Annotated in this window: 9 protein-coding genes; 2 read left to right on the plus strand and 7 right to left on the minus strand. The window is 72.3% G+C overall.

What is annotated here, in order from left to right; genetic code table 11:
• The 6 genes from ACPWUT_RS03845 to ACPWUT_RS03870 all read right to left on the minus strand — a co-directional run bounded on the left by ACPWUT_RS03845 (position 1) and on the right by ACPWUT_RS03870 (position 4618).
• Positions 1-861 carry a hypothetical protein gene (locus ACPWUT_RS03845; RefSeq protein WP_425840804.1) on the minus strand — a complete coding sequence of 287 codons (861 nt, stop codon included), beginning with the start codon at positions 859-861 and terminating at the stop codon, positions 1-3.
• Entirely contained in the window at positions 858-1421 is a 564-nt protein-coding gene (locus tag ACPWUT_RS03850; RefSeq protein ID WP_425840807.1) for a hypothetical protein, read from the minus strand. The genes ACPWUT_RS03845 and ACPWUT_RS03850 overlap by 4 nt, the downstream gene beginning before the upstream one ends.
• A complete protein-coding gene (locus tag ACPWUT_RS03855) occupies positions 1414-2019 on the minus strand; it encodes a hypothetical protein (RefSeq protein ID WP_425840810.1) in 606 nt (201 codons plus the stop codon). The genes ACPWUT_RS03850 and ACPWUT_RS03855 overlap by 8 nt, the downstream gene beginning before the upstream one ends.
• 69 nt (positions 2020-2088) lie before the next feature.
• A complete protein-coding gene (locus ACPWUT_RS03860) occupies positions 2089-3342 on the minus strand; it encodes a hypothetical protein (protein ID WP_284529851.1) in 1254 nt (417 codons plus the stop codon).
• Entirely contained in the window at positions 3342-3647 is a 306-nt protein-coding gene (locus ACPWUT_RS03865) for a hypothetical protein (RefSeq protein ID WP_425840813.1), read from the minus strand. The genes ACPWUT_RS03860 and ACPWUT_RS03865 overlap by 1 nt, the downstream gene beginning before the upstream one ends.
• A 71-nt stretch (positions 3648-3718) precedes the next feature.
• Positions 3719-4618: a diacylglycerol kinase gene (locus ACPWUT_RS03870; RefSeq protein ID WP_425840816.1), complete on the minus strand. Its 900-nt coding sequence runs from the start codon at positions 4616-4618 to the stop codon at positions 3719-3721.
• Positions 4619-4719: 101 nt separating this feature from the next.
• On the opposite strand from ACPWUT_RS03870, the gene ACPWUT_RS03875 reads away from it, so the two are divergent.
• Positions 4720-6012 (plus strand): APC family permease, encoded by a 1293-nt coding sequence (locus ACPWUT_RS03875; protein WP_425840819.1) that lies wholly within the window; start codon positions 4720-4722, stop codon positions 6010-6012.
• An 18-nt stretch (positions 6013-6030) separates the two neighbouring features.
• Here ACPWUT_RS03875 and ACPWUT_RS03880 read toward each other — a convergent pair whose 3' ends face one another.
• Positions 6031-9762, minus strand: a complete 3732-nt coding sequence (locus ACPWUT_RS03880) for a multifunctional oxoglutarate decarboxylase/oxoglutarate dehydrogenase thiamine pyrophosphate-binding subunit/dihydrolipoyllysine-residue succinyltransferase subunit (protein WP_425840822.1) — start codon at positions 9760-9762, stop codon at positions 6031-6033.
• Between the two features lie 160 nt (positions 9763-9922).
• Between ACPWUT_RS03880 and ACPWUT_RS03885 the strand changes: the two genes are divergently transcribed.
• The gene (locus tag ACPWUT_RS03885) at positions 9923-11380 is read left to right on the plus strand and encodes a GuaB1 family IMP dehydrogenase-related protein (protein WP_284529856.1); all 1458 of its coding nucleotides are present in this window, start codon (positions 9923-9925) and stop codon (positions 11378-11380) included.
• Positions 11381-11408: the final 28 nt, after the last annotated feature.

The following is an 11408-nucleotide window of genomic DNA, read 5'->3' on the forward strand; positions in this document are numbered from 1 at the left end:
TCAGGCCTCGCCGCGGTCCCGGTGGGTCGGCGGCAGCCACGCGCTCGTGTGCCCGAGGATGAGGTAGGCGCCGGGGATGGCGTCCGGATCGTCGTCGACGGCCGGGTTGCCCGTGGAGCGCAGCAGCGCGAGCGCCGAGGTCCGCAGAGCCTTGACCCCGTCGACGTCCACGCCGGCCTCGCGCAGCTCTCGCGCCGCGCCGTCGAGGAGGCGGGCGCGCTCGGCGGCGACCTCGGCGCTGACGTCCAGGTACGCGGTCTCGAGGCCGTCGTCGATGAGCTGCGTCCGCTCGCGATCGCGCCGACCCCAGAGATAGACGAGGACGGCCGCGACCGAGCCGGCCGCGCCGGTGAGGAACAGCGCGGGCAGGGGCGCTGCGGTGATCGCGGCGCCGACGACGGCCACGCCGACCACCAGCACCACCGAGACCTGCGCCTGGAACAGGGTGCTGCGCACCACGGGCTTGCCGGCGACGCTGAGCGCCACCGCGAGCTGGAGCAGCCCGATCACCGCGGTGGCGACGGCCGCCGCGGGCTCCGTGCCGTCGGTCCCGAGCCGCAGCGACGCGAGGAGCGCGATCGGCGCCACCGGGGCGAAGGTGAGCAGGAAGACCAGCAGCGAGTGCCAGCCGCTCAGCTGCGGCCGTCGTCCGCCGAAGCGCTCGCGCAGCAGTGCGGTCACCCGTCCGCGGGCGCGGGCCGCGACCGCATTGGACTCCGTCACGAGCCGGTCGCGCAGGCCGTCGAGCCCGGCGACGGTGAGCACCGCGTACTCGATCAGCTCGCGGTGTGCGGTGCCGGGCGAGACGAGCTCGTCGCGCACCTCGGCGGCGCGGGCGGCCAGGGGGTGCGGCTCGGTCATCGGCTCTCCAGTTCGAGGGTGGGCAGGAGCTGCTCGGTGAGCGCCATCGCGACCGCGCCCGCCTCGGGGCTCAGCGGCGACAGCTGGCCGACCGCCAGCCGTCCGTGCAGATCGAGCACATAGGTCGTCCGCACCCAGCCGAGCGTCGTCGCCGGAGAGGGCTCCGCCGTCGGGGGCTGGTCGTCGTCGGAGAAGAGCACGGTGACCCGCCATCCCGACACCGGCCCCTCCGGCAGGGCCGTCGTGGTCGGCGGCCACGGCGAAGGCGTCACCGTGAGGGCGAGCTCCTCGGCGCGACCGCGGTCGGAGAACGCCGGCGCGTCGGTGACGATGAACCCCAGCGTCGCGTAGAGGCCCGACACCGGCTCGCACAGCAGGAGCACCAGCGCGTCGCCGGCGGCTTCGCGAGCGGTCATGGCCAGATCGGCCGCCAGCAGGATGCGCGCCGACTGCTCATCGGTCCTGCCCTCCAAGAGCGCCCGCAGCCACTCCTCGGCATCGGCCTCGGCCGGCACGACCGACCACAGGCGCGGGTCGGCCTCGACGGACAGCTCAGGCATCGCGCTTCCAGCGGACGGTCGCGACGATCGCGTCGCACAGCGCGCTCATCGTCGCGACACCGGTCTGGTCGACGGTGACACCGCCGGCCGAGGCGAGGATGCTGGCCTGGAACAGCAGACCGCGGTGCTCGGTGCCGGGGGCGGGGAGCAGGTAGTTGATCGTCAGGATCTCGGCCGCGCCGTCGGAGAATCCGGCGGTGGACGTCTGCGTCCAGCGCAGGATCGTGGCACCGTCGTCGAGTGGAGCGGCACCCCGGGTGGCGATGAGGTGGCGGCCCGCCTCGGCCAGGCTGCGTCCTCCCGGCGCGTCCATGCGTGCCGCCACGAGTGAGACCGGCAGATAGTCCGTCTCCGCCACGTCGGCCTGGGCGAACAGGCGCACGAGGTCCGCACCACCGCGTCGGGCGGAGGCGAACACCTCGTCGATCACGGGGCGGAGGGCGGTCCGCTGAGCCGCCGACAGGCGCCCGAGCGACTGCTCGGCGCGCGCGCGGAGCACCTCGGGGTCGGGATCGAAGGCCCCCCAGCCGTCGGGCAGCACCAGGGCGAATCCGGGCAGCCCCGCGGTGGGCTCGACCAGTTCAGCACGCAGAGACACGGGGCTCCGATCCTGAGACGGGGGGCACGGCGGACGCGAGAGGCACGGTGATCGAGTCTACGGGGACCGTCAGTCGAACGACTTGGCCACGCTGACCAGGGTCGGCATGACGGTCGCGTATGCCTGGGCGGCGCCGCCCAGTGCCTCGGTGAGGCTCTGGGGCATGCGGCCGGGCGCGAAGCCCGCCAGTGCGCGCCACCCGTTGCCCCAGCTGCCGGTGAGGGCGAAGGTCTCCTTGACCATGACCGGCGAGTAGAAGAGCCGGAACATGTTGCGCGTGTTGAGCCCGTGGGGCGTGCCGCGCACGAACAGCTGCGGCATCCGGTTGGCGAGGACGCCGTCGAGGGCGCGGAAGGCGTTGCGGGCGTCGACGAACTCGGAGGCGAACAGCCGCACCGTGCCCGACAGTCGCGGGAACCGCGCGCCGGCCGAGGCGAACGAGCCGAGCCGGCCGAGACCGGCGAGCTTGCCGAACGGGAGGATGGCGACGGCCGACAGCGCGACCTCCTGCCAGCTGCCGCGGCCCGTCGACAGTCGCGCGAGCTCGCCGAGCAGCGAGATCACGCCCACGATGACCGCCAGCGCGGCGGCGATCGCCGCCAGGGGGCCGGTGACCACGAAGGCGACGATGATGAGTGCGACGCCCACCCACATCAGCACGGTCAGCAGCCCCTCGACGAACGGCATGGCGTCGTCCCAGAACCCGTCGGAGACGCCGTCCTCGTTGGCGCCCTGCAGGCTCGAGAGCGTGGAGTCGTACGACGCCTCCCATCGGGCCACCGGCGCGTCGTACTGCCCGCGGTAGGTCTCGAAGGTCTGGAGGGCGGCGTCGAAGCTGCTCTGCTCCGCGCCGCTGGAGGGGCGGGTGCCCGTCTGCTCGACGTCGTGGTTCTCGTTCCAGTCCCACTCCTGCTGGTCGCCCTCGGCGGCCGAGAGCCGCCGGGAGGCCTCGTTGACGCGGTCCCACGCCGAGGCGGCCTGGGTGACCAGGCTGTCGGTGGCCGACTGCACGGTCTCCAGCGCCGTCGCGTAGCGCACCAGCGCACGACCGCTCGGCAGATACCGCTCGCCGGCCGTGCGGAGGTCGGCGTAGACCTCCTTGGCCTGCTCGCGCACCGCTTCGAACGACTCGCCGCTGCCGATGGTGCCGTCGGCGAAGAGCTCGAGCGTCCGCGCCGCCGACCGCATCATCTCGCCCTGCTCGACGATGTCCTCGCCGCGCCGGCGGATGGGCGAGGGCTCGCCGTCGATCCGCTCGATGTCGCGCCCGTCCGCCGTCGCGGGCATGTTCTCCCGCTGGTACCAGTAGCCGTCGTGAGCCATTACTCCGATGCCTCCATGCTGCGGGCCAGTTCTGCGTCGGCCTCTTCCCAGTCCTCCCGCGCCTCGTCCAGGCGCTTCTTCATCTCCTCGAGGTGACGGCGCTGCGTCTCGCGCTTGTCGTCCCACTTGGCCTCGAAGTCCTCCGCGGCGGACTGGAGCGAGCCGCGGCCCTGCGGCCGGCCGATCGCCTCGGTCAATGCGTGGGTGCGCGACGACGCGTTCTCGTACTCCGCGATGATCGCGCCGAGCGCCTCGCTCAGCTCCGCCATCGACTCGAGCGGAATGTCTACGCCTTCACCGGCCATCGGTCCTCCTCCTGGCTCGTGTCCATCCTAGGAACGCCGCACGGGGACCACGATGGGGAGAACTCCCCGGTTCAGGCGGTGAAGACCGAGAGGGCGGCCGGAACGGCCTCGACCCGCATCGGCAGCGAGCCGATCGGGTCGCCGTCGGCGTAGGCGGTCCTCCCGGGTGAGGAGACCTGCACGGCACGCGCGCGCCGGATCGTCACGTGCGGCGAGTCCGCGTGGGTGCCGGCGTACACGCGGCGGAGCAGGCGCAGGAGGGTCACGCGCCCGGCCCGACGCACGAGCGTCACGTCGAGCAGGCCGTCGTCCAGGACGGCGCCCGGGCAGATCGGGATGCCGCCGCCGTAGGTGGGGCCGTTGCCGACGGAGGCCAGCAGCAGCGGGCCGTCGATGATCTCGGTGCTCCCATCCGCCTGCTCGAGCTCGACGTGGAAGGGGAGATCCCGCAGGCGGAGGAATTCCACCAGGACGGCGATGTCGTACCGGACGTGTCCGCGCGGCCAGCGCATCGCGTTCGCGCGGTCGTTGACCTTGGCGTCGAATCCGCTCGCCAGCACGGTCGCGTACAGCCGGCTGCTGCCGTCTGCCCGTGTCGCGCGGGCCAGATCGATGCGCCGGGTCCGGCCCGCGATCACCGCGTCGGCCGCCGCGTCGGCGTGCAGCTCCCGCAGGCCGACCGCCGCGGCGAGGTCGTTGCCGGTGCCCACCGGGATCACCCCCAGCGGAACGCCCGTGCCGGCGAGCTCCTGGATGGCGAGGTTGACCGTGCCGTCACCGCCGGCGACGAGCACCGCATCGGTCCCCACCTCCAATGCGGCGCGAAGGAGCGCCGACGAGTCGGCGGCGCTGCCGCCCGAGATCACCCCGACGCGCATCCCCGCACCGCGCAGCCGCGCGGCGGCGCGCTCGGCCGCATCCGAGTGGGCGCCCGAGCGGGCGGCCGGGTTCACGAGCAGCGCGACGTCCATGTCGGTCCTGTCTGGGTGGTGGGGCGGTGCTGGCAGGAATGCGCACCGAGACGACCGTTTTCCGCGAGCCGGGAGTCGGGGGTGCTGGACAGGATGGTGGCATGAGCTCCGACCGCCTCGCCGCCGACACGCCCGCAGCCTCCCGCGGCGGCATCGGGCTGGTCCAGGGTACGGCGCTGTACGTCGCGTCCGTCCTCGGCACGGGCCTGCTCGTGCTGCCCGGTCTCACGGCCGGCGTGGCAGGGCCGGGGAGCATTCTCGCCGTCGTCGCCGTTCTCGGCCTGTCGGTGCCGCTGGCCGGCGTGTTCGCCGTGCTCGCCGCCCGCTATCCCGACCCCGGCGGGGTCGCCAGCTACGTGCGCCGCGCTCTCGGAGCGACCGCCGCCCGCATGACCGGGTACTGGTTCCTGTTCGGAGTCTGCGCGGGCGCGCCGGTGGTCAGCGTGCTCGGCGCCGAGTACGTCGTCGCCGCACTCGGTGTCGACCGCGTCGTCGTCCCGCTGCTGGCCGCAGCCATCTTCGTTCCGCCGTTCGTCCTCAACGCCCTCGGGGTGCGGGTGGCCGGATCGGTCCAGTTCGTCCTCACCGCGCTCCTCCTGGCCGTCGTGGTGTTCGTCGTGGGGCTCGGCGCGCCGTCGGTCGATCCGGCGCGGCTGACCCCGTTCCTGCCCCACGGCTGGGCGGGCGTCGCGACGGCGGTGAGCATGTTCGTGTGGGCCTTCGCCGGGTGGGAGGTGGGCACCCACATCTCCGGCGAGTTCGCCCGGCCCCGCCGCGACATCCCGATAGCCACCGCGATCGCCCTGGCTGTGACCGGCGCCTGCTACCTGATCCTGCAGGTCGTCACGGTCGGCGCGCTCGGCGCCCGGGCCGGGGAGGGTCAGGTCCCCCTGCTCGACCTCGCCCGTCTGGGGTCGCCGCGCCTCGGCCCGATCGCGGTGGGAATCATCGCCGCCATCGTGGCTCTCGGGGTCCTGAACGCCTACCTGGCCGCCTTCGCCAAACTGGGTGCCTCGCTGGCCGACAACGGCGACCTGCCGCGCTGGTTCTCACCCGGAGTGGAGCATGGCGGCATCCCGCGTCGGGCCCTGGCGCTCACGGGCGCCGTGACCGCGCTGTACTTCGCTCTGATGGTCGCCACGGGGCTGGAGCTGACGCCGTTCATCCTCGTCCACACGAGCAGCATGGTGGCGATCTACGCCGTCGGCATGGTCGCCGCCGTGCGGCTGCTCCCGCACGCGTCGCCCGGCTGGTGGATGGCGGTCGTCGCGGCGGTGCTGTGCGCCGGGATGCTGGCGCTCGCGTGGGCCTCGCTCCTGCCCGCCCTCGGCCTCGCGGCGGCGGCGGTCGTCGTCACCGCCATGCGCCGCGTCGGCGGCCGCCTCACACGCTGACGGCCACCGCGACGGCGTTCAGAGGCTCAGCGCCGACTCGAGGATCGTCGCCTGCTCCATCGCGTGCACCTTCGGCGAGCCGGTGGCCGTCGATGCGGCCGCCGCGCGGGAGATGCGCCGGATCGTGCGCCCGCGGAGGTGCTTGACGACCTCCAGGGCGATGAACGGCCAGGCGCCCTGGTTCTCGGGCTCGTCCTGCACCCACACCAGCTCCGCGTCGGGATACGTGTCGAGGACGGCGTTCAGCTCGTCCACCGGCGCCGGGTAGTACTGCTCCAGCCGCACGAGCGCGACGCCGGGGTTCGGGTTCTTCTCGAGCTCCGCCTTGAGGTCCCAGTGGATCTTGCCCGAGTGCAGCAGCACGCGGCGCACGGCGCCCTTGTCGACGCCGCGGTCGTCGTCGAGCACCGGCTCGAACCGACCGGTGGTGAAGGCGTCCACCGGGCTGGTGGCCCCGCGCAGGCGCAGCATCGCCTTGGGCGTGAACACGATCAGGGGGCGTCGCGGACGCGCGTAGGCCTGGCGGCGCAGCAGGTGGAAGTACGAGGCCGGCGTCGAGGGCCGCGCCACGGTCATGTTGTCCTGCGCGCACAGCTGGAGGTAGCGCTCGATGCGGGCCGACGAGTGGTCGGGTCCCTGGCCCTCGTAGCCGTGGGGGAGGAGGAGCACGACGCTCGACTGCTGGCTCCACTTCTGGTCGGCCGCCGAGATGTACTCGTCGATGACCGACTGCGCGCCGTTGGCGAAGTCGCCGAACTGGGCCTCCCACAGCGTGAGGGTGTCGGCGCGCTCGACCGAATACCCGTACTCGAACGCCATCGCCGCGTACTCGCTCAGCAGCGAGTCGTAGACGTAGATGCGGCCCTGGTTGTCGCCCAGGTTCGCCAGCGGCAGCCACTCCTGGCCGTTCACGCGGTCGTGCATCACCGCGTGGCGCTGGACGAAGGTGCCGCGTCGCGCGTCCTGGCCGGCGAGGCGGACGTTGGTGCCCTCCATCAGGACCGAGCCGAACGCGAGGAGCTCGCCGAACGCCCAGTCGATCCCGCCGTTGCGGCTCATGTCGTTGCGCTTGTCGAGCAGCTGCTGGAGCTTCGAGTGGACCGTGAAGCCCTCGGGCCGGTTGACGAACGCGTCGCCGATCTGGGCCACGACCTCGGCGGAGACCCCGGTCGTCTCGGGCTCGCCGACGGCCACGTCGACGGTGGTCGACGGCGTGACGATGCCGGTGGAGCCGGTCTCGGCCGCGTGGGTCTCGGCGAAGGCGATCTCGAGGCGGTTCTGGAAGTCCTGCTTGGCCTTCTCGTACTCCTCCTCGGTGATGTCGCCACGGCCGACGAGCGACTCCGTGTACAGGCGCCGCACCGAGCGCTTCGCCTCGATGAGGTTCGTCATGAGGGGCTGGGTCATCGATGGGTCGTCGCCCTCGTTGTGCCCGCGGCGGCGGTAGCAGACGAGGTCGACGATGACGTCGCGGTGGAACTCCTCGCGGTAGCGGAACGCGAGCTCGGCGACGCGGACGACGGCCTCGGGGTCGTCGCCGTTGACGTGGAAGATCGGCGCCTGGATGGTCTTGCCCACATCGGTGGAGTACACCGACGAGCGGCCGTCCTGGGGGAGCGTGGTGAACCCGACCTGGTTGTTGACGACCACGTGGACGGTGCCGCCCGTGCGGTAGCCGCGCAGCTGCGACATCTGCAGCGTCTCGACCACCACGCCCTGACCCGCGAAGGCCGCGTCGCCGTGGACGAGGATCGGCAGCCACGAGAACGAGCCGATGGGCATCCGGTCCTGCTTCGCGCGGACGATGCCCTCCAGCACGCCGTCGACCGTCTCGAGGTGCGACGGGTTCGCGGCGAGGTACACGGGGAGCTCCGCCCCGGCGTCGGAGACGAAGGTGCCCTCGGTGCCGAGGTGGTACTTCACGTCGCCCGACCCGCTCTTCGAGCCGATCGCGACGGATCCCTCGAACTCGCGGAACACCTGACCGTAGGTCTTGCCGGCGATGTTGGTCAGCACGTTCAGGCGGCCGCGGTGGGCCATGCCGATGGCGGCGCCGTCGAGGCCGGCGCCCGCCGCGCCCTGCAGGATCTCGTCCAGCAGGGGGATGAGCGACTCGCCGCCCTCGAGACTGAAGCGCTTCTGCCCCACGTACTTGGTCTGCAGGAACGTCTCGAACGCCTCCGCCTGGTTCAGCTTGTCGAGGATGCGCAGCTGCTCGTCGTGGCCGGGCTTCTGGTACTTGACCTCGACGTTGTCCTGGAACCACTTGCGCTGGCCCGGGTCCTGGATGTGCATGTACTCGATGCCGATGGTGCGGCAGTACGAGTCGCGCAGCACGCCGAGGATCTCGCGCAGCTTCATGGTGCGACGGCCGCCGAACCCGCCCGTGACGAACTCGCGGTCGAGGTCCCAGAAGGTGAGGCCGTGCGACTCGATCTCGAGGTCGGGGTGCGTGCGCTGGACGTACTCGAGGGGATCGATGTCGGCCATCAGGTGGCCGCGGACGCGGAACGAGTTGATGAGCTCCTGCACGCGCGCGGTCTTGTCTACCCGCTCGGCGATGTCGACGTTGATGTCGCCGGCCCAGTGGATGGGCGCGTACGGGATGCGCAGCGCCGCGAAGATCGACTCGTAGAAGCCCCGCCCGCCGGTGAGGAGCTCGTGGACGATCTTGAGGAACTCTCCCGAGCCGGCTCCCTGGATGACGCGGTGGTCGTAGGTGCTGGTGAGGGTGATCGTCTTGCCGATGCCGAGCTCGACGAGCGTCTTCTCGCTCGAACCCTGGAACTCGGCGGGGTACTCGAGGGCGCCGGCGCCGACGATGCAGCCCTGCCCGCGCATGAGGCGGGGAACCGAGTGGACGGTGCCGATGCCGCCGGGGTTGGTGAGCGAGACGGTCGTGCCCTGGAAGTCCGCCGCGGTGAGCTTGCCGGCGCGGGCGCGCTGGACGAGGTCCTCGTAGGAGTCGAGGTACTCGTTGAACGTCAGCGACTCCGCCTGCTTGATGCTCGGCACCATGAGGGCGCGCGTGCCGTCGGGCTTGGGGAGGTCGATCGCGATGCCCAGATTGATGTGGGCGGGCGCGACCACCGACGGCTTGCCGTCGACCTCGGCGTAGTAGACGTTCTGGCTGGGGAACGCCTTCAGCGCCTGGATGAGCGCCCAGCCGATGAGGTGGGTGAAGCTCACCTTGCCGCCGCGGGTGCGCGACATGTGGTTGTTGATGACGATCCGGTTGTCGATGAGGAGCTTGGCGGGCACGGTCCGCACGCTCGTGGCCGTCGGCACCGTGAGGGACTCGTCCATGTTGGCGGCGAGGGCCTTGGGCATGCCGCGCAGGGTCGTCACGACGTCCTCGCCGGCGGTCTGCGGCGCCGACGGCGCCGACTTGGGCGCCTGGGCGGGGACGGGCTGGGGCGACGCGGGCCGTGCGGTCGTGCGCGCCACGGGCGGCGCGCCGATCACGGGCACCGGGGCGGTCACCGGCCGGGCGTCGGCTGCGGGGGAGGCCGCGTCGGCCGCGGGTGCTGCCGGGGCGGCCGCTGGAGCGTCGTTCGCCGGGGCGGCCGGTGCGGCGGCGTCCGCCGGCTCGCCCGCGTCGGGCTTGTAGGCGTCGAGGATCGGCCACCAGGCCTGGTCGACCGAATTGCGGTCCTGGGTGTACTGCTCGTACATCTCCGCGACGAGCCACTCGTTGGCTCCGAATTCGCCGTCGCTCGATGTTCCCACGCCGGTCACCTGGCTGGACACGATTCTCCTGCTTTCATCGGTGAAGATCAGATGGTGCGCAGGCCCGGATCGTGGCGCATGCGCACGACTGTCAAGGGTATCCCAGGAATAACCGCGCCGTGCGGCTTCCGCGGCATCCCCCACCCCATCCACAGGCCGCTGGAGTGGGTACCGTGGACTCATGCAGTTCTCCGGAGAGCGACCCCAGGTGGACCTGACGTACTCGGATGTGTTCCTCGTGCCGCGCCGTTCGGGGGTCACGAGCCGACTGGACGTCGATCTGTCGCCCGGCGACGGCTCCACCGCGACGATCCCCCTCGTCGCGTCGAACATGAACTCCGTCACCGGCGCCCGGCTGGCCGCCACGCTCGCCCGCCGCGGCGGACTGGGCGTGTTGCCGCAGGACATGCCGCTCCAGGACATCGACGCCGCGATCCGCTGGGTGAAGGCGCAGCCGGTGGTGTGGGACACGCCGCTCGTGCTCCCGCCCGAGGCGACGGTCGCGGACGCGGCAGGACTGCTGCCGGCCACCGAGGGGCACGGCATCGTGGTCGCGCAGGAGCGGGACGGCCGCGTCCACATCGACGACATCCGCGGCGTCATCCCCGCGACGAGGCTCGGCACCGCGCTTCCCGATGCACGTCTGGGCGACCTCGCGCGCGGCCGTGCGGCGTCGATCGACGCCGATGACGTCACCGACGCGCGGCACGCGTTCGACCTCATCGTCGCCGCCGAGGCCGAGACGGTGTGCGTCCTCCACCACGGATACCTGGTCGGCACGCTCTCGCAGCGGACGGCGCTGCGCTCGACGCTGTACCGCCCGGCCGTCGACGCGGACGGGCGCCTCATCGTCGCCGCGGCCGTCGGCATCAACGGCGACGTGGCGGCCAAGGCGCGCGCGCTCGCCGACGGCGGGGTCGACGTGCTCGTGGTCGACACCGCCCACGGGCATCAGGAGGGCATGCTCCGCGCCCTGCGCGAGGTCGCCGCGCTCGACCTCGGCATCCCGATCGCCGCGGGCAACATCGTCACCGCCGAGGGGGTGCGCGACCTCGTGGACGCCGGGGCGTCGATCCTCAAGGTGGGCGTGGGCCCCGGGGCGATGTGCACCACGCGGATGATGACGGCCGTCGGCCGCCCGCAGTTCTCCGCCGTGCTCGAGACGGCGCAGGCCGCCGCGGAGCTCGGCGCCCACGTGTGGGCCGACGGCGGGGTGCGCTACCCCCGCGACGTGGCGCTCGCCCTCGCGGCGGGCGCGGCCTCCGTGATGATCGGCTCCTGGTTCGCGGGGACGATCGAGGCTCCCGGCGAGCTGCAGACCGATGCCGAGGGACGCGTCTACAAGGAGTCCTGGGGCATGGCGTCGACCAAGGCGGTGCACGGGCGCTTCGGCCGCCTCGACCCCTACGAGCGGGCGCGCAAGGAGCTGTTCGCCGAGGGCATCTCGTCGTCGAGGATCTATCTCGACCCGCTCCGGCCCTCGGTCGAGGACCTCGTCGACATGATCACCTCGGGCGTGCGCTCCTCGTTCACGTACGCCGGCGCCTCGACGGTCGCCGAGTTCCACGAGCGCGCGACCGTCGGCCTGCAGTCCGCCGCCGGCTACGAAGAGGGCAAGGCGCTCCCGGTCAGCTGGTGAGGGCTGCGTCCCCTTGTCCCACTTCCGG

It is taken from the genome of Microbacterium sp. PA5 (genome assembly GCF_049860775.1).
GTDB lineage: Bacteria > Actinomycetota > Actinomycetes > Actinomycetales > Microbacteriaceae > Microbacterium.